Annotated in this window: 17 protein-coding genes; 9 read left to right on the forward strand and 8 right to left on the reverse strand. The window is 67.1% G+C overall.

Annotation, left to right across the window (positions count from 1 at the left end):
• On the reverse strand, positions 1–1,716 hold the full coding sequence (ptsP, locus tag LK459_RS22785; RefSeq protein WP_227920952.1) for a phosphoenolpyruvate--protein phosphotransferase: 1,716 nt from the start codon (positions 1,714–1,716) through the stop codon (positions 1–3).
• 197 nt (positions 1,717–1,913) lie between these two features.
• Here ptsP and LK459_RS22790 point away from each other — a divergent pair, with 197 nt between their 5' ends.
• The 4 genes from LK459_RS22790 (at position 1,914) to LK459_RS22805 (ending at position 6,184) form a co-directional block, all read left to right on the forward strand.
• On the forward strand, positions 1,914–2,684 hold the full coding sequence (locus tag LK459_RS22790; protein ID WP_227920954.1) for a DeoR/GlpR family DNA-binding transcription regulator: 771 nt from the start codon (positions 1,914–1,916) through the stop codon (positions 2,682–2,684).
• Positions 2,681–3,646 carry a 1-phosphofructokinase family hexose kinase gene (locus LK459_RS22795; RefSeq protein ID WP_227920955.1) on the forward strand — a complete coding sequence of 322 codons (966 nt, stop codon included), beginning with the start codon at positions 2,681–2,683 and terminating at the stop codon, positions 3,644–3,646. The genes LK459_RS22790 and LK459_RS22795 overlap by 4 nt, the downstream gene beginning before the upstream one ends.
• A gap of 121 nt (positions 3,647–3,767) precedes the next feature.
• Positions 3,768–5,858: a PTS fructose transporter subunit IIABC gene (locus LK459_RS22800; protein WP_227920957.1), complete on the forward strand. Its 2,091-nt coding sequence runs from the start codon at positions 3,768–3,770 to the stop codon at positions 5,856–5,858.
• 65 nt (positions 5,859–5,923) lie between these two features.
• Complete coding sequence (locus LK459_RS22805) at positions 5,924–6,184, forward strand: HPr family phosphocarrier protein (RefSeq protein ID WP_007238174.1); 261 nt, start codon at positions 5,924–5,926, stop codon at positions 6,182–6,184.
• A 2-nt stretch (positions 6,185–6,186) separates the two neighbouring features.
• Here LK459_RS22805 and hflX read toward each other — a convergent pair whose 3' ends face one another.
• The 4 genes from hflX to LK459_RS22825 form a co-directional block, all read right to left on the reverse strand.
• Positions 6,187–7,749 carry a GTPase HflX gene (hflX, locus tag LK459_RS22810; protein WP_227920959.1) on the reverse strand — a complete coding sequence of 521 codons (1,563 nt, stop codon included), beginning with the start codon at positions 7,747–7,749 and terminating at the stop codon, positions 6,187–6,189.
• Positions 7,750–7,841: 92 nt separating this feature from the next.
• On the reverse strand, positions 7,842–8,741 hold the full coding sequence (gene dapF, locus LK459_RS22815; RefSeq protein WP_227920961.1) for a diaminopimelate epimerase: 900 nt from the start codon (positions 8,739–8,741) through the stop codon (positions 7,842–7,844).
• A 21-nt stretch (positions 8,742–8,762) separates the two neighbouring features.
• On the reverse strand, positions 8,763–9,686 hold the full coding sequence (gene miaA, locus LK459_RS22820) for a tRNA (adenosine(37)-N6)-dimethylallyltransferase MiaA (RefSeq protein WP_227920962.1): 924 nt from the start codon (positions 9,684–9,686) through the stop codon (positions 8,763–8,765).
• Positions 9,683–10,459 (reverse strand): class III extradiol ring-cleavage dioxygenase family protein, encoded by a 777-nt coding sequence (locus LK459_RS22825; protein WP_322590801.1) that lies wholly within the window; start codon positions 10,457–10,459, stop codon positions 9,683–9,685. Before LK459_RS22825 ends, miaA begins: the two co-directional genes overlap by 4 nt.
• Positions 10,460–10,615: 156 nt before the next feature.
• On the opposite strand from LK459_RS22825, the gene LK459_RS22830 reads away from it, so the two are divergent.
• On the forward strand, positions 10,616–12,046 hold the full coding sequence (locus tag LK459_RS22830) for a DUF349 domain-containing protein (protein ID WP_227920963.1): 1,431 nt from the start codon (positions 10,616–10,618) through the stop codon (positions 12,044–12,046).
• Positions 12,047–12,117: 71 nt separating this feature from the next.
• On the opposite strand, the gene LK459_RS22835 is transcribed toward LK459_RS22830, so the two are convergent.
• Positions 12,118–12,834 carry an Rv2732c family membrane protein gene (locus LK459_RS22835; RefSeq protein WP_227920965.1) on the reverse strand — a complete coding sequence of 239 codons (717 nt, stop codon included), beginning with the start codon at positions 12,832–12,834 and terminating at the stop codon, positions 12,118–12,120.
• A gap of 94 nt (positions 12,835–12,928) precedes the next feature.
• Entirely contained in the window at positions 12,929–14,515 is a 1,587-nt protein-coding gene (gene miaB / locus LK459_RS22840; protein ID WP_227920966.1) for a tRNA (N6-isopentenyl adenosine(37)-C2)-methylthiotransferase MiaB, read from the reverse strand.
• A 145-nt stretch (positions 14,516–14,660) separates the two neighbouring features.
• Here miaB and LK459_RS22845 point away from each other — a divergent pair, with 145 nt between their 5' ends.
• Genes LK459_RS22845 through LK459_RS22860 form a run of 4 tightly spaced genes read left to right on the forward strand, consistent with a single transcriptional unit; the run spans position 14,661 to position 18,052 of the window.
• Positions 14,661–15,389, forward strand: a complete 729-nt coding sequence (locus LK459_RS22845) for an amino acid ABC transporter ATP-binding protein (RefSeq protein WP_051997906.1) — start codon at positions 14,661–14,663, stop codon at positions 15,387–15,389.
• 1 nt (position 15,390) lies between these two features.
• The gene (locus tag LK459_RS22850; protein WP_407648678.1) at positions 15,391–16,461 is read left to right on the forward strand and encodes a glutamate ABC transporter substrate-binding protein; all 1,071 of its coding nucleotides are present in this window, start codon (positions 15,391–15,393) and stop codon (positions 16,459–16,461) included.
• A gap of 14 nt (positions 16,462–16,475) precedes the next feature.
• Positions 16,476–17,147: an amino acid ABC transporter permease gene (locus LK459_RS22855; protein WP_227920970.1), complete on the forward strand. Its 672-nt coding sequence runs from the start codon at positions 16,476–16,478 to the stop codon at positions 17,145–17,147.
• On the forward strand, positions 17,144–18,052 hold the full coding sequence (locus LK459_RS22860; RefSeq protein ID WP_007238163.1) for an amino acid ABC transporter permease: 909 nt from the start codon (positions 17,144–17,146) through the stop codon (positions 18,050–18,052). Before LK459_RS22855 ends, LK459_RS22860 begins: the two co-directional genes overlap by 4 nt.
• Positions 18,053–18,078: 26 nt before the next feature.
• Here LK459_RS22860 and LK459_RS22865 read toward each other — a convergent pair whose 3' ends face one another.
• Positions 18,079–18,636 carry a regulatory protein RecX gene (locus LK459_RS22865; protein ID WP_227920972.1) on the reverse strand — a complete coding sequence of 186 codons (558 nt, stop codon included), beginning with the start codon at positions 18,634–18,636 and terminating at the stop codon, positions 18,079–18,081.
• Position 18,637: the final 1 nt, after the last annotated feature.

Below are 18,637 nucleotides of genomic sequence, written 5' to 3' on the forward strand. Positions count from 1 at the left end.
TCAGTCGTCGAGGTGCTCGGCGGCCGCGCGGCGGGCGAGAGCCGGGCTCGTGGTCTGGAGTACTGCAGCGGCCGCTGCCCGACACTGGTCGAGTGTCACCGTCGACAGCTTTGCTCCCACCGCGGGCGTTGCGGCCGGAGCAGCCGACAACGAGGTGACACCGAGTCCGACGAGCACACACGCCAACGCCGGATCGGCCGCTGCCTCACCGCAGACTCCCACAGGCTTGTTCAGCTCTGCCCCGGCATCAGCGACCTGCGCGATCAACGCGAGCACGGCGGGTTGCCACGGATCGGTCAGTTCGGCCAGTTCCGCGGACATGCGGTCGGCGGCCATCGTGTACTGCGTCAGGTCGTTGGTTCCGATCGACACGAAGTCGACCTCGGCCAGGATCGCCCGAGCGAGGATCGCCGCTGCGGGGATCTCGATCATCACGCCGGCAGTCAGACCACGTTCGCGCACCATGCCCGCGAACTGTGCAGCCTCCGCGGCGGTGGCGATCATGGGCGCCATCACCCAGGGCCGCGACCCCGTTTCGGTCGCGGCGCGTGCAATCGCATCGAGCTGTCCGCGCACGATCTCGGGGTGATCCGCGGCGATCCGGTTGCCCCGCACCCCGAGCGCTGGATTCGCCTCGTCGGGGTGCTCGATGAACGCCAACGGTTTGTCCGAACCCGCATCCAGCGTCCTGATGACGACCTTCTGGCCATCGAACGCATCGAGCACGTCGCGATAGAGTCGCGTCTGCTCGTCGACGCTCGGCTCGTCGCCCCGGTCGAGAAACGCCAACTCGGTGCGGAACAACCCGATCCCCTCGACCGGCGCATCTGCAGCGCTTCGCGCCGACGCGCCGTCGGCGACATTCGCAAGGATCGCCACGTCGACGCCGTCGGCGGTCCGCCCGGGTCCACTCCACGCGGCGACCAGCGCAGCCTCTGCAGCGCCACGCTCGACGAGTTCCCGAGCCGAGGCGGGATCGGGTTCGACGACAACCGAGCCCGCTGCGCCGTCGATCAACACCTCTGTACCGGAGGTGATCTCACCGAGTCCGGCCACGGCGACCACGCACGGGATACCCAGTTGCCTCGCGATGATCGCCGTATGGCTCGTCGGCCCGCCCAGCCGTGTGACGAGGCCGACGATGACCGTCGGGTCGAGGCCCGCGGTGTCGGCGGGAGCGAGATCGTCGGCGAGCAGGACCGATGGTTGCGTGGGGGTCGGGATTCCCGGCTCGGGCTCGCCGAGGAGTTCAGCGACGACGCGATCTCGCACATCGTTGAGGTCGGTGATGCGTTCGGCCATCAGCCCACCGAGTTTGGCGAACATCTCGGCGAAGGTCTGCGTCGCGGCGACGACTGCCGCGGGCGCCGGTGTACCGGCGGCGACGAGCTTGTTGGCCGCGCCTATCCACCCCCTGTCCTCGGCCAGACCAGCGGTCGCATTCAGCACCTCTGCCGCGGCGCCCGACGCGTGCGACGCGCGGTTGCGCAGTCGGCCCGCCACCGTTGCGGCGGCGGCCGCCAGCCTGTCGGCCTCGGCGCCGAGGTCGTCGTCGGCGAGACTTCGGTCGGCCCCGAGTAGCCGATCGTCGTGTTCGACGCGGCCACCTGGCCACAGCGCGGGGCCGTAGGCGTATCCCGCGACGACGGGGGTTCCCGTCAGTTCTCCCTGTCCATTCATTGAGACCCGATCGTCCGATACCAAGTGATTCTCCATGTGTGACTACCGCCTTCCGGGTCCATCTGCCGGGTGAGTGGTGCTCACTGCCGACATGTTCTGTGATCAAAGTTACTCCGAACGCTTGACTTGTCAACACAGTCGGGCGTAAAACCAGATATATCAACATTCAAAACAACAGAAACTCACAGCCGGGCTTCCGACGTGAGAGCCACACCACAGATCGGAGACGACAGGTGTACGCCGAAGAGCGACAGCGGGCAATAGCGGATCAGGTGCGCACGCACGGCCGCGCCTCCGTGACCGCGTTGGCCGACAGGTTCGAGGTGACCAGCGAGACGGTGCGTCGCGATCTGGCCGTCCTCGAACGCGCCGGCAGCCTGCAGCGCGTCCACGGGGGTGCGGTCAAGGCAGGAGCGGTCGAGGTTCTCGATGAGCTGGGGCTCGACCAACGCGAGTCCGCCCATACCGAGGAGAAGGCGTCGATAGCGCGCGCTGCCATAAGATTCCTGCCCTCCGACGGAGGATCGGTGATCTTCGACGCGGGCACCACCACGTACCAGGCTGCGAAACTCCTACCCGCAGACCGCAGACTGACGGTGATCTCCACCAGCCTGCAGCTCGGACAGGCGCTCACAGCGCACGAGCGGGCCACGCTGCTCATGGTCGGCGGTCGGGTTCGCGGGCTCACCCAGGCCGCGGTCGGCGCCGACACCGTCGCCGCACTGAGCCGGATGCGGGCATCGGTGGCCTTCGTCGGCACGAACGGGATCAGCGAGGCCCACGGACTGTCGACCCCCGATGTCGAGGAGGCCGCGGTCAAGTCGGCCATCATCGCCGCAGCACAACGCGTCGTCGTGCTCGCCGACTCGTCGAAGATGAACCGGGACGACTTCAGCTCCTTCGCGTCACTCGACGACGTCGACGTGCTGATCACCGACGACGGCATCGATCCGGAGTTCTCCGCAGCGCTCTCGGCACGCGGCATCGAGGTCGTGATCGCATGATCCTCACGGTCACAGCCAATCCCAGTCTCGATCGAACGCTGGAGATCTCCGGCCCGTTGCTACGGGGTGAGGTCCAGCGCAGCGTGAGCGCACGGGCGGAGCCGGGCGGCAAAGGGGTCAATGTCTCCCGTGTGGTGGCGGGCTCGGGCATCGCGACCGTGGCGGTACTGCCCGCCCATGCGGGCGATCCACTGCTCAGCGCTCTCGATGCCGTCGCTCTGCCCTACCGCACGATCGACATCGACGGCGACGTGCGCAACAACGTCACAGTGGCCGAGGCCGACGGGACGACGACGAAGATCAATGCGCCCGGCAACGCGCTCGGGCCCGCAGAACTCAACGAACTCACAGCACTCGTCCTCGCCTGCGCGGCCGATGCGTCGTGGATCGCGCTGTGCGGCTCGCTTCCGCCGGGGGTTCCCGACGACTGGTATCGCACCATCGCCGATCGCCTCGTCGCGAACGGGTGCCGGGTCGCCATCGACACCTCCGGAGCACCGCTGGGCGCCGCGACGTCGGGGCCCGTCGACCTGATCAAGCCGAACGACGAAGAGCTCGCCGAGGTCATCGGCGCAGATGCAGCCGAACTCGCCAGAGCGATCGCAGCGCGTGATTTCTGCCCGGTGGTCGCAGCGTCTCGCGAATTGATCGCCAGGACACAGGGTTCGGTGCTCGCCACGCTGGGGGCAGCCGGTGCTGTGCTCACGAGTCAGACGGGCAGTTGGTTGGCCACACCGCCACCCATCGTGCCGCGCAGCACCGTCGGTGCGGGTGACGCCTCCCTCGCCGGCTACCTCATCGCGGAGTCGAGCGGTGCCACCGAACCCGACCGTCTGCGCTCGGCGGTCGCCTACGGTGCCGCGGCCGCATCCCTGGCAGGAACGCAGCCGCCGCACCCCGCGCTCATCGACACCGACTCAGTCGCCGTCGTCGAACTGTCAGGAGCTGCCCCGATCCAGTGACACCGCCCTCACCCATCGCGGGTCGGGCGACCTCGACCCCACGACCACAACAACGACCGACTCCCCGACCAACACCGGAACGACTCGTCACCGGACCCACAGAAAGATCGAAGGAAATCCAATGTCTGACAAGATCATCACCGTCAACACGGTGAATCTCGATGTCGACGCGGGCAATGATCCCGCCGCCGTCATCACGTTCCTTGCCGAGGACCTCGGCGACGCCGGGCGCACGACCGATCCGTCGGAGCTCGCCCGCGCGGCACTCGCCCGTGAAGCCAAATCGGCAACGGGACTGCCCGGCGGCATCGCGATCCCCCACGCCCGCGCCGCATCGGTCGCCACCGCGAGCCTCGCGTTCGCCCGACTGGCGAACAAGGTCGACTTCGGCGCTCCCGACGGTCCCGCGGATCTGGTTTTCCTGATCGCCGCACCCGAGGGCGCGGCAGCCGACCACATGAAGTTGCTGAGTTCACTCGCTCGTGCACTCGTACGGCCCGACTTCGTGGCGGCGCTCCGTGAGGCCCCCAGTGATGAGCGCGTCGTCGAGCTCGTGGACGAAGCCATCAATCCGGCCCCCGCCGCCACGGCATCCGCAACCCCCGGCTCCGCGAGTGCCGCCGCAGGTACGGCCTCCGCGACGACGGGCGTCACCGCGGCCGCCGCCCCGACCTCGGGCTCCGAAGCGCAGAAGCGTCCCTCGATCGTGGCGATCACCGCCTGTCCCACCGGAATCGCGCACACCTACATGGCAGCCGACGCGCTCAAGTACGCAGCAGAGCGCGCGGGCGTCGACTTCCACGTCGAACCCCAGGGTTCCTCGGGTAGCACCCCGTTCACACCGGACGTCATCGCCGGTGCCGACGCGGTCATCTTCGCCACCGACGTCGGCGTGAAGGGCAAGAGCCGCTTCCACGGCAAGCCTGTGATCGAGTCCGGGGTCAAGCGTGCGATCAACGAACCCGACGCGATGATCGCCGAGGCGGTCGAGGCCTCGCACAATCCACACGCCTCGCGCGTCGAGGGCGCGGCCGACGGCGGCACAACCGGCGAGGGCTCGTCGTCGAGTCTGTCGCTCGGTAAGAAGATCCAGCAGGCACTGATGACCGGTGTCAGTTACATGATCCCGTTCGTCGCAGCGGGCGGCCTGTTGATCGCGCTCGGGTTCCTGCTGGCCGGCTACCAGATCGCCAACAAGACACTCGATTCGAGCAAGACGCTCTCCGACGGCGCCTACATCGCGCTGCACAACAGTCTGTGGGATCTGCCCGCGGGCGGACTCGGTCAGTATCTCGGCGGCGTCAGTTTCGCGATCGGCGCCCTGGCCATGAGCATGCTGGTGCCGGTGCTCGCCGGTTACATCTCCTTCGCGATCGCCGACCGTCCCGGTATCGCACCCGGTTTCGTGGCCGGTCTGGTCTCGGTTGCGGTGGGCGCCAGCTTCATCGGTGGCCTGATCGGCGGCCTGATCGCCGGCGCAGTGTGCCTCGCGATCTCGCGACTTCCGTTGCCGCAGTGGGCAAAGGGCCTGCAACCTGTGATCATCATCCCGTTGTTCGGCAGCCTCATCGTCGGTGGCTTGATGTTCATGCTCCTCGGTAAGCCGCTGGCCTGGGTCACCACTCAGCTCACCGATGGCCTCAACAGCATGAACGGCAGCTCCAAGATCGTGCTCGGCATCGTCCTGGGCCTGATGATGTGCTTCGACCTCGGCGGGCCGGTCAACAAGGCCGCCTACCTGTTCGCCACCACGGGCCTCGCGATCGGCGACACCCCGCAGCTCGAGATCATGGCTGCCGTGATGTGTGCGGGAATGGTCCCGCCGCTGGCGATGGCGCTGGCCACCGTCGTGCGTCCCGGTCTGTTCACCGACCCCGAGCGTGAGAACGGCAAGGCCGCATGGTTCCTCGGCGCAGCGTTCATCTCCGAGGGAGCCATTCCGTTCGCCGCCAAGGACCCGGTCCGCGTGATCCCGTCGATGATGGCCGGTGGCGCACTCGCGGGCGCACTGATCATGGCGTTCGGTGTCACACAACGTGCCCCGCACGGCGGCATCTTCGTCTTCTTCACGATGAACCACTGGCTGCTCTTCCTCGCAGCGCTTGCTGCGGGTACGGTGCTCGGCACGGTCTGTGTCGTGGCCGCCAAGCAGTTCGGCAAGTCGCACACCGAGCGCTCGGCAGCACCCCAGCTCGAGACCGTCGCAGCCTGACCCGCATCCGCACTCGTCAACCACTACTCAGTCATCACCCGAGAACACCTGCAAAGGAGCACCTCATGCCAAGCACCACCGTCGAGGTCGGATCAGCCGTCGGACTGCACGCGCGGCCCGCAACCATCATCGCCGAGGCCGTCGCCGACGCGGGTACACCCGTCACGCTCTCGATCGTCGGCGGCGAACCTGTCGACGCCGGTTCAGCGTTGATGATCATGACGCTCGGCGCCGAGAAGGGCACTGCTGTCGTGGTCGAATCCGACGATCAGGCGACGCTCGACGCGATCGCGAAGCTCGTCGCGGCCGACCTCGACGCCGAGTAGCGCTACTCGGCCAGCGAGGCCAACTCACCCGCCAGCGCCGAGGGCACACGGACACGCATCCGAGTGCCCTCGGTGCTGTGGTCTGTGGACAGCACCTCGCCCTCCCGGTGGATCCGCGACACCAGATCGCCACGGGTGAACGGAATGTCGACGACGAGTTCGACGTCGTCGCGGCCGACGAACTCGCGGACGGTCTCGAACAACTCCGGCAAGCCCTCGCCTGTGCGGGCCGACACGAACACCACGCCTGCGGAATTGGGCCCGTGTGTGCTGCCGCCGGCGCCGAGCATGGCGCGCAGTTCGGTCAGTCGCGATGCGTCGATCGCGTCGATCTTGTTGATCACCAGCAACTCCGGGGGCGGTGCGACCCCTTCCTCGGCCACCACGTCGTTGATCACCCGACGAACCGCTGTGATCTGTTCGGCGGGGAACGGATCACTGCCGTCGACGACGTGCAGCACGAGATCAGCGTCGACGACCTCCTCGAGCGTCGAACGAAACGCCTCGACGAGCTGTGTCGGTAGATGCCGGACGAATCCGACGGTGTCGGTGAAGACCAGTTCGCGGCCGTCGTCGAGGGTCGCGCGACGCGTCGTCGGATCGAGGGTCGCGAACAGCGCATCCTGCACGAGCACACCCGACCCGGTCATCGCGTTCACCAGACTCGACTTGCCCGCGTTGGTGTACCCGGCAACGGCGATGCGCGGGACCGAACCCCGCAGGCGCGCAGATCTCTTGGTCACCCGCGCGGTGCGCATCTCGCGAATCTCGCGGCGTAGCTTGGCCATTCGTTCGCGGATTCGACGTCGATCGGTCTCGATCTTCGTCTCGCCCGGACCGCGAAGACCCACACCGCCGTTGCTGCCGGCGCGGCCGCCGGCCTGGCGTGACATCGACTCGCCCCAGCCACGCAGTCGCGGCAGCATGTACTCCATCTGGGCGAGGGCCACCTGGGCCTTGCCCTCCCGGGAACTCGCATGCTGGGCGAAGATGTCGAGGATGAGCGCGGTGCGATCGATCACCTTGACCTTGACGACCTTCTCCAGCGCGGTCAACTGCGCAGGTGTGAGCTCGCCGTCGCAGATGACGGTGTCGGCGCCGGTGTCGGCGACCACGTCCCGCAGTTCCTGAGCCTTGCCGGAACCGATGTAGGTCGCGGGGTCGGGCGAGGAGCGGCGTTGGATCACCGCTTCGAGGACCGCTGAACCGGCGGTCTCGGCGAGTGCGGCCAACTCCTCCATGTTCGCGCGTGCCGCCGCCGCGGTGCCCTCGGTCCAGACCCCGACGAGAACCACGCGCTCGAGGCGCAACTGGCGGTACTCGACCTCGGTGACGTCGGTGAGTTCGGTGGACAGTCCCGCCACACGCTGCAGCGATGCGCGGTCGGACAGGGCGAGTTCGCCCGTCGTGGGGGTGTTCGCGCGCTCGTGTTCGTCGCCCGGATACTCACCGGCCGGGAGGGCATCGGGATCGATCAGATCGTGGGAGAGGTCGATCGCGGGAGAACTCGCGCCGACGGGACGGGTGTCGTGCAGGTCATGTACCTGTGGTGATGTTTCGGTCATACACCATCCATGGTGTCACGCCCACCCCTGTTCGGGCACGCGGATATTTCGACGCACCGCAGATCGTGGACCTGCCGGGGCTGTCCGCGTGCTCAGTCGACGCGGTACCACCCCGCGCGCAGCCGGCCGTCGGCGACGAGAGCAGAAGGTCCTCGCAGGGTTGCCCGACCGTTCGCGAGAGTGATCGACACCCGCCCTCCGGGCACGTCGATGACCATCTCGCCCGCGTCACGGTCGAGCGTGCGCAGCGCAGCCGCCGCAGCCGCGACCAAGCCGGTCCCGCAACTCCTCGTCTCCCCGACGCCGCGTTCGAAGACACGCATCGTCGCGTGCAGGTGATCCGCACCGCCGTCGGGTGCGGTGAGCAGTTCGACGTTCGCGCCGTGCGGGAACGTGTCGTCGGGCAGCAGGACACCTGTGGAGAAGTCGACAGCACCGAGGTCGTCCACCGACATGTCGGGGACCACGCAGGCCAGATGCGGGTTGCCGACGTCGACGGCGACTCCCGGGTAGAGGTCGTCACCGATGCGCACGGTGGCATCGGCACCCATCGTGACAGGGCCCATCTGCACACTGACGTCGGCGTGCAGCTCGTCGAACGAATGCACCACCACCGGTCGCGCACCGGCTCGTGAGCCGACGGTGAACTCGTCGGAGTCGACCAGTCCGCTCGCCCGTAGGTGGTGCGCGAACACGCGCACCCCGTTGCCGCACATCTCCGCGATGGAACCGTCGGCATTGCGATAGTCCATGAACCAGTCGTCGGGTTCGACGTCGGCTGGTAGCTCGTCGATCACGCCGGCGCGCACCAGTGCCACCGCCCGCGCGACGCGCAGCATGCCGTCGGCGCCCACACCGCGTTGCCGATCGCAGACCGCAGCGACGAAATCGACGGTCAGATCGAGGTCGACCGCCGGGTCGGTGAGCACCACGAAGTCGTTCTGTGTGCCGTGTCCCTTGACGTAGGTCACTGCCTCGCTGATCGTCGTCACCGGTTCAGGATACGTGGCCCGTTAGTGGCATCCGTCGGGGTCGAGCGCCGCGAGTGCGGCGTCGATGAGTGCCGGCGCCGCAGCGTCGAGCCAGTGGATGCGGTGGTCGCGGCGGAACCACGAGCGCTGACGGCGCACGTAGCGGCGCGTTCCGATGAAGGTCAGTTCCTCTGCGGTCGCGAGGTCGTGTTCGCCGTCCAGTGCTGCGAGGGTCTGTGCGTAGCCGATGGCGCGTCGGGCGGTCACTCCGTCGCGTAGCCCCACCTCGGCAAGTGCGGCGACCTCGTCGACCAATCCGTTCGAGAACATCAGGCGGGTACGCAGCGCGATGCGCTCATCCAGGTCGGCGGTATCCCGGTCCAACGCGAGTATCTTTGTGCCCCAACGTGGTTCGCCGATCGTGGGCGCCGATGCCGCGAACGGCTCCCCGGTCAGCTCGACGACCTCCAACGCGCGCACGATGCGTCGGGAATCGGTGTCGAGGATCGACGCCGCCGCCGCCGGATCGACCGAGGCCAGATGACGATGCAGCGCCGCGACACCGATGTCGTCGAGCATCGCTTCGAATCGTGCACGCACCGCGGGATCGGTTGCGGGGAACCGCCAGTCGTCGAGCAGACCCTGGACGTACATCATCGAGCCGCCGACGATCACAGGCGTGCGACCTGCGTCGAGCAGCCTTTCGATGTCGGCGGACGCCGCCTTCTGATACCGCGCCACCGTCGCCGATTCGGTGACGTCCAGCACGTCGAGTTGATGGTGCGGGATGCCTCGACGTTCCTCGCGCGGCAACTTGGCCGTACCGATGTCCATGCCGCGGTACTGCTGCATCGCGTCGATGTTGACGATCTCGCCGCCGAGACGCTCGGCGAGGTCGAGCGCGAGGTCGGACTTTCCCGTCGCCGTGGGGCCGACGACGGCGATCGGTGTCACCGACGCACTCATTGCGCACGCTCCGGGGTCCAGGACGCGACGAGGTAGCCGACCCCGAACGGGGCGTCGACGTACTGCAGTTCTGCGTGCACCGGACGGTGCCCGACGAGTCCCGCGGCGACCTGCCACGCGGCGCGCCCCGAGACGCCCTCCGCGGCGCACTCGGCGACACCGAGACGTCGCACGGCATCCACATCTGCCGACCCGATCGCGTCGACGACGAGTTCCTGGAGGGCGACCGCACTCTGCCGTCGCCCGCCACCCGGCGCCTTCGCCGTGAGCGCAGTCGCGCCGTCGCCGACGACGAGCACACCGACCGGGTGAGGATCGACGTCGATGTCTGCCGCGAGTCGACGGCCGAGCGCGTCACACACATCCGGTGGCGCCTCGGCGTCGACCACGACAGGACGGACCGACTCGGCACCGGCCTGTGCGCGTAACCAGCCGGCGATCAGCAGTGACAGCGGCATGTGGCCCGCGGACTGGGCCGGTTCTGTGCCGAGCGAGACCGGAACGTCGACGCCGAACCGGCCGAAGCTGCCCGACGTTGCGACACCCTCGCTCACCGGGGCGAAGGCGTCGTCGACGCCCACCCCCAACCAGTGCGGAGAATGGCCGGCGAGCAGTGCGCCCGCGACACGAACCGCCGACCGCACCTCGAAGGTGTCCACCGCGTCCGGCCCGGCGAGTTCGGGAACCAACAGCGGTGCGCTCGGGACGAAAACCACGCACGCCAGCACATCATCGACGCTAGCCGACGCCGCACCGACCGCTGCGCTGAGCACCGCCTGCGTCCTACTCGCTCAGGCGATGTCGCGCAGGCCGCACATCGAGAACCCTGACCTGCTTGAATGGTTGCAGCCTCCGGCTCTAGTCGACCGGGGCGAGGTGACAGGCAGCCGTGACGCGCGGCACCACTGACGCTGTGAGGGGACCACACCATGACGAGCGACGAGACCACCGGACCGGCCACACCTGCGTCGGGCCCCGCTGCGGATTCACACCAGGACACGCCCTCCAACCCCAAACCGGGTGCGCCCAAGCCCGGGCCCAAACCGGGTCCGCGGCCCGGCCCGCGGCCTGGTGCCGGACCGAAACCGGCGTCGCCCACACCGGCGCCTGCCCCCATCGTCGCCGCCACCAAGCACGACGCCTTCGATCCACGTGAGTTCGGCCGGATCGACGAGGCGGGGGTCGTGTGGCTCATCACTCCGACCGGCGAACGCGAGATCGGGTCGTGGCAGGCGGGGACGATAGAGGAAGGCCTCGCCCACTTCGCACGTCGCTACACCGATCTGGCAACCGAGGTGGAGATCCTGGAGGAGCGCCTCGCCGCGCGTACCGGGGATCCGCGCAAGTCGCAGGCGGCGGCCAAACACCTCCTGGACACACTTCCCGATGCCAGCGTCATCGGCGACGTCGCGGCCATCGAGCAACGTCTGACCGTCATCGTCGGCAGTGCCGACGATGTCGCCGACTCGCTGAAGGCGGAGCGCGATCAGGCACGCGCCGCTGCCATCGCCCGCAAGGAAGAACTGGCCACCGAGGCCGAATCCATCGGCGCGGAATCGACCCAGTGGAAAGCCGCGGGTGACCGCCTGCGCGCGATTCTCGACGAGTGGAAGACCATCAAGGGAATCGACCGCAAGACCGACGACGCCCTCTGGAAGCGGTATTCGAAGGCGCGGGACGCCTTCAACCGCCGACGCGGCGCCCACTTCGCCGAACTCGATCGCGAGCGTGCCGGGGCCAAAGCCCGCAAGGAAGAGCTCATCGAGCGAGCCGAGGCATTGTCGTCGTCGACCGACTGGGGCCCTACCGCAGGTGCCTTCCGCGAGCTGCTGACCGAGTGGAAAGCTGCAGGTCGGGCTCCACGCGACGCCGACGAGGCGCTGTGGCAGCGGTTCAAGGCGGCGCAGGACGTGTTCTTCGCCGCACGCAACGCGGCGTCGTCGGAGCGGGATGCCGAATTCGGCGCCAACGCGACAGCCAAGATCGCCCTGCTCGACGAGGCCGAGAAGTCGATCGACCCCGCGTCCGATCTCGACGGGGCGCGCCGCGAGTTCCGCACGTTCCGCGAGAAGTGGGACGAGATCGGCAAGGTCCCGCGCGATCAGATGCACAGCCTCGAAGCTCGAGCCCGCGCGTTGGAGAAGAGAATCCGCGACGCCGAGGACGCCCAGTGGCAGCGCACCGATCCCGAGGCACAGGCACGAGCCGCGCAATTCGCCGACCGCGCAGCACAACTCGAGGAGCAGGCGACCAAGGCCGCGGAGCGTGGCAAGAACCGCGATGCCGAGAAACTCCGCGAGCAGGCCGCGCAGTGGCGTGAGTGGGCACAGGCAGCGCAGAGCGCCATCGCCGATCGGTAGCCCCTGCCGACTGTGAGCGGTGAGAGCGGGTTACCCATGTGGTCCGCCACCACGGACGTTGTCGCGGGAACTCAGCGCTCGTGCGGGCGCTGCTGCAACCTGCGTGCGGCCTCCTCGCGGGCCACCGCTTCTCGACGACGCTCCTCCTCGAGGGCGAGATGATAGGTGCTGCGCGCCCACACGACGCGCGACCAATGGAAGGTCAACACGAGCAACGCCAACCACCCGATGATCAGGCCGGCGCCGACGCCCGACGGTGGCATCACTCCCCCGACACCCGGCGTATTTCGGGACCACCACGCCAACATCCCCGCCACACAGCCAATCGCGCACCCGCACAGAGCAATCCACGCGATGACCCAGCGTCTGGTCACCAGCGCCAGCATCGACCCGCAGATCCCGAACACGACCAGGAACCACACGAACACCTTCGACACCACGGCGACGCGTTCGGCAGCGGCGTCGGCGGACGATGTCAGCACGTCGAGTCCGCTCGCCGAACCGGTGTGCGGCAGAAGCAGCGATCCCATGGCGACGAGCACGGCGACAGCGACCACCAGTGCGCGGGCACCCGGGTCGATCTCACCGGCGACCTTGCGTTCAGCCTTGCGGAGGTCATCGGCGTACTGGGCGAAATCGACGTCGACGGCGCGCTGGGACGACCCCGTCTGTGGCGCTCTCTCCGGTTGCGCAGACCGATCGGCCTGCGCCGACTCGCTGCCGGATGATCCGGTCTCGGTCGGCTCGTGCCGATCGTCGGTGGCGTCGTCGCGCGGTTCATCGCTCATGTCGCGCTCCTCATTTCTCGTCGGTCAAGGCGCCGCCGCTGCTCGGCAGCGGCAGGGCACAGTGTCTCGGGGCAGGTCACGATGCGTGATCCGCTCATGCACCACACGCACCCGAAGCGCACCCCGTCGCCGTCACCTCAGGTGTGGCCACCGGGCCGATCCCGGGCATCCCGAGACCGACACCGACCGGTGCGGTCGTCGGCGTGCGGCTGAGTTCGTGTGCGTCGCCCGCCCGTGTCCGCCGATGCGACGCGATCGCGCCATCGGCCATCAGATGATGCGGTGCGGCGTCGGTGATCGTCGTGACGACGACGTCGCCCGGCCGGATGCTCGCGGCAGCGTCGCCTGCGCGGAAGTGCACGAGTCGTCCGTCGCGCGAACGCCCTGTCATCCGTCCGGTATCGGCGGACTTGCGTCCCGAATCGGCGACGACCAGCAGTTCGGCGTCGGAACCGACGAGATTGCGGTTCTCGGCGAGACAGATGCGCTCCTGGAGTGCGATCAGTCGCTGATAACGCTCACTGACCACCTCGGGCGGAACCTGATCGGGCATCGATGCTGCCGGAGTGCCCGGTCGCGGCGAGTACTGGAAGGTGAACGCACTCGAGAAACGAGCGCGCTCGACCACGTCGAGTGTTGCGGCGAAGTCTTCCTCGGTCTCGCCGGGGAACCCGACGATGATGTCGGTGGTGATCGCCGCGTGCGGCATGGCATCGCGCACCTTGTCGAGGATGCCGAGGAACTTGGTGGTGCGATAGCTGCGTCTCATCGCCCGCAGGATGCGGTCGGAGCCCGACTGCAACGGCATGTGCAGTTGCGGGCACACGTTGGGGGTCTGCGCCATCGCGTCGATCACGTCGTCGGTGAACTCGGCTGGATGCGGAGAAGTGAAACGGACCCGTTCGAGCCCCTCGATGTCGCCGCAGGCGCGCAGCAGCTCGGCGAAGGCGCCGCGGTTGCGCGGCATGTCGGGATCGGCGAACGACATGCCGTACGCGTTGACGTTCTGACCGAGCAGTGTCACCTCGAGAACGCCCTGATCCACGAGCGCCCCGACCTCGGCGAGCACGTCCCCCGGCCGCCGATCGACTTCCTTACCGCGCAGAGACGGGACGATGCAGAAGGTGCAGGTGTTGTTGCAGCCCACCGACACCGACACCCAGCCCGAGTAGGCGGAGTCGCGTTTCGCCGGCAGCGTCGACGGAAAGGCCTCGAGGGCGTCGAGGATCTCGACCTGCGCCTCCTCGTTGTGGCGCGCCCGGTCCAGCAACGCGGGCAGCGATCCGATGTTGTGCGTGCCGAACACCACGTCAACCCACGGCGCCTTACGTAACACCGTGTCCTTGTCCTTCTGCGCCAGACATCCACCGACAGCGATCTGCATCCCTGGTCGGCGGGTCTTCACCGGCGCGAGATGAGAGAGGTTCCCGTACAGCTTGTTGTCGGCGTTCTCGCGGATCGCACACGTGTTGAACACGACGAGATCGGCGTCGCCGTCGTCGTCCGCGCGCACATACCCGGCGTCTTCGAGCAGACCCGCGATGCGCTCGGAATCATGCACGTTCATCTGGCAGCCATACGTGCGCACCTGATAGCTGCGCCGCGATTGGGGCAGCTCATGCCGCTCCGACAACTCCGTACTCACTGGATCCAGGGTACGGTGCGGCGCAAATCGCCTCATCCGGTCACCCGGCGCGCAACGCCGAGGTTGGCATTCAGCGCGCCGACACGGGTTTGCCGCATTACTGTCGACGGTTATGACCGATTCACCGACGGGGGGTTCGGCGGTCGGGCCCGCCACCCCGGCTCCCACCTCCGGAACCCCAATGATCGTGCTCAGGGATGTGCAGAAGCACTTCGGCGATCTGCACGTGCTCAAGGACATCGACCTCGAGGTGCCGGCCGGCCAGGTCGTCGTCGTCCTCGGCCCGTCGGGCTCGGGCAAGTCGACGTTGTGCCGCACGATCAATCGGCTCGAACCGATCGACTCCGGCGAGATCAGCGTCGAGGGTCGGCCACTGCCCGCCGAGGGCAAGGAACTCGCCGCACTGCGCTCCGACGTGGGTATGGTCTTCCAGTCGTTCAACCTGTTCGCGCACAAGACGATCCTGCAGAACGTCACCCTCGCGCCCACCAAGGTGCGCAAGAAGAACAAGGCCGACGCGGAAAAGCGTGCGCTCGAGCTGCTCGAGCGCGTCGGCATCGCCAGCCAGAAGGACAAGTATCCCGCGCAACTGTCCGGCGGTCAGCAGCAGCGCGTCGCCATCGCACGCGCCCTGGCGATGGAACCGAAGGTGATGCTGTTCGACGAGCCCACCTCGGCACTCGACCCCGAGATGGTCAACGAGGTGCTCGACGTCATGGTGTCACTGGCCAAGGAGGGCATGACCATGCTCGTCGTGACCCACGAGATGGGCTTCGCGCGCAAGGCAGCCGACCGCGTGATCTTCATGGCCGACGGCGCGATCGTCGAGGACACCGACCCCGACAGCTTCTTCGACAACCCCCAATCCGAGCGCGCCAGAGACTTCCTCGGCAAGATCTTGGGCCACTGATATGAGCGACAGGTCGCCGACGACGCATCGGCCTTCGCAGCGAACCGCGAGCGCACCTCCGACGAGGACGCGAAGGCGGCACAGGACTGTCGCCCTCGCAGTGTTCCTCCCCGTCTGTGCGCTGTTCGTGTCCCTCCTCGCCGGTTGCGGAAGCACCGAACCCAAGAGTCTGCTCGACTCGATCCGTAGCGGCGAAGTGGTCCTCGGCACCAAGTTCGACCAGCCGGGGCTGGGAATCTACAACCCGGACACCTCGATGAGCGGATTCGATCCCGCCGTCTCCAAGTACGTGGTCAATCACATCGCCGATTCACTCGGAGTCGCCCACCCGAAGATCTCGTGGCGAGAGACCCCCTCCGCCCGCCGCGAGGCCATGATCGAACACGGTGAGGTCGACATGATCGCGGCCACGTACTCGATCAACGAGAACCGCGCGAAGAAGGTCGATTTCGGCGGCCCCTACCTGATCACGTACCAGGGACTGATGGTGCGCAAGTCCGACGAGTCGATCCAGAATCTGCCCGACCTCGGCAACGGCAAGAAACTGTGTTCGGTCACCGGATCGACCTCGGCACAGAACGTCAAAGCGCAGCTCCCGAATATCGAACTGCAGGAATACGATTCGTACTCCGCATGTGTCGAGGCGCTGCGCCGGGGCAAGGTCGACGCGCTGACCACCGACGAATCGATCCTGGCGGGGTACTCCAACTTCTGGAAGGGAGAATTCCGTCTGGTGGAGATGACCTACCTCAAGGACGCATGCGTCAAGGATGCGCTCAAGGCAGCGGGCACACCGTTCTCCACCGAGCGGTACGGCATCGGTCTGGCCAAGGGCGACACCGCGGCCGTGGACAAGGTGAACGAGGCACTCGACGCGATGTTGAAGCCCAGCGCCGACAACGGTCCGTCACCGTGGATCACCGCACTACGCGACAGCCTCGGCGACGACTACGTCAACGACATCGCGCAGCGTGCCCAGAAGCCCGGCTCGAAATTCGCGTTCATGCCCGACCCGGGCGATCTCGCATTCCTCGAATCGAAGTCCACACCGTGCCCAGCGGACCTGAAGTGAGGAGGTGACCACACATGAGTGAACTCTGGGAAGACATGGGGCCGCAGTTGTGGCCTGCGTTCTGGGTGACCATCCAGTTGACCTTCTGGTCGGCGATCGGCTCGCTGATCTGGGGCACCATCCTGGCGGGAATGCGCGTCTCCCCCGTACCCGTGATGCGCGGCTTCGGCACGGCGTACGTCAACACCGTGCGCAACACACCGCTGACCCTGATCGTCCTGTTCGCGGCCATCGGCCTGTACCAGAACCTCGGACTGACGTTCTCGTCGACGATCAAGACCAACAACTTCTGGCTGGCGGTCCTCGCGTTCATCGTCTATACGTCGACATTCGTCTGCGAAACCCTGCGGTCGGGGTTCAACACCGTTCCGCTCGGACAGGCCGAAGCTGCCCGCTCGCTGGGGTTGTCGTTCACCCAGGTGTTCGGCATCATCGTGCTTCCGCAGGCCATGCGCGCGACCATCGGTCCGATGGGCAGCGTTCTGATCGCCCTCACCAAGAACACCACGATCGCCTCTGTGATCGGTGTCGCCGAGGCCGCGGCGTTGATGAAGACGGAGATCGAGTCGTTCGCCGACCAGCTGCTGGTCATCTTCGCGGTGATCGCGGCCGGATTCATGATCATCACACTCAGCGAGGGAGCCGTCTTCGGCTGGCTCGCGAAGCGATGGGCGGTCAAACGATGAGCGACCAGGCAACTGTTCTCTATGACGCTCCCGGCCCGCGCGCTCGCGTGCGTAACGCGCTCGTGGCAGTCGTGTTCATCGCGGTCCTCGTCGCGATTCTCGCCTACGTGATCGCGGTGTTCGCGAGCAATGATCAATTCACCGCCGAGAAGTGGCGTCCATTCGTCACGTGGAGCACATGGACCGGCTACATCTTCCCCGGCCTGTGGCGCACCCTGGCTGCCGCGGCACTCTCCATCGTCCTGGCACTGATCCTCGGTTCGATACTCGGGATCGGACGACTGTCGGATCACGGTTGGGTTCGCGGTGTGTGCACCGTCCTCATCGAGGTGTTCCGGGCGATCCCTGTGCTGATCCTGATGTTGTTCCTGTGGTTCTTCTTCGCGCAATACGGGGTGGTGCCGTCGTCCCAGTTGGCATTCGCCGCCGTGGTCTGTGGCCTGACCCTCTACAACGGTTCGGTCATGGCGGAGATCCTGCGGTCGGGTATCAAATCGCTACCGACCGGGCAGACCGAAGCCGCCAAGGCCCTCGGTCTACGCAAGACGCAGATGATGCTGTCGGTTCTGCTGCCGCAGGCGGTCACGGCGATGATGCCGGCGATCATCTCCCAGATGGTCGTGGCCCTCAAGGACACCGCACTCGGTTATGTCATCGGCTACTCCGAGATCATCCACATGGCGCAGTTGTCGGCCGCGCGGTACGGCAACTACATACCGGTGCTGGTCGTGATCGCGGTGATCCTCATCATCATCAACTTCGGCCTCTCGTCGCTGGCGACGTACATCGAGCGCAGGCTGCGGCAGGGCCGTGGCAGTAGTGCCGAGGACGTGCCGCACGCCGATCAGGTCGATCAGGCTGCCATGGAGAACATGCCCGTGCCCTCGCCCAAACCCCGACCCTGAGGGTCATCTGCAGTCGGAGACCGACGTCAGTCGGCGGTGGTGATCTCGTCGATCGCACCGCCGACGACGTCGATCGCCATCGCCTGCGGGTACCCGCGGCGTACGAGCATGCCGACGAGGCGTCGAAAGTGCTTGTCACGCACTGATCGGTCGTTGTCGTCGAGCGCACGGACGAGTTGTTCGGTCACCGTCGGAGTGAGCTTTCTGTCGACCAGACCGCGTGCGGTGGCACGTTCGTCCTCCGGATCGATCTCGTCGAGCGCCCGCGCGACGATCGTGGCATCGACCCCCTTGGCAGCGAGTTCGTGCCGTAGCGCGACGCGCCCACGACCGGAGTACATGTGGCGCGAGTGCACCCATTCTGCGGCGAACTCCTCGTCGTCGAGCAACTTGTGGGCGTCGAGCCGGGCCATCACCTCGGCGATGGTGTCGGCGTCGAACCCCCTGCGTGCCAGACGTTGTGCCATCTCGCTGCGGCTACGAGCACGGACCCCGAGGAGCCGGAGTGCAACATCCCAGGCGGTCGGACCTTTCCGTTCCGTCGTGGACTCACTCGGTTCCCCGGGGTCGTCGGGTGAACTCATG

Source organism: Gordonia otitidis (genome assembly GCF_020735545.1).
In the GTDB taxonomy this organism is placed as follows: domain Bacteria; phylum Actinomycetota; class Actinomycetes; order Mycobacteriales; family Mycobacteriaceae; genus Gordonia; species Gordonia otitidis.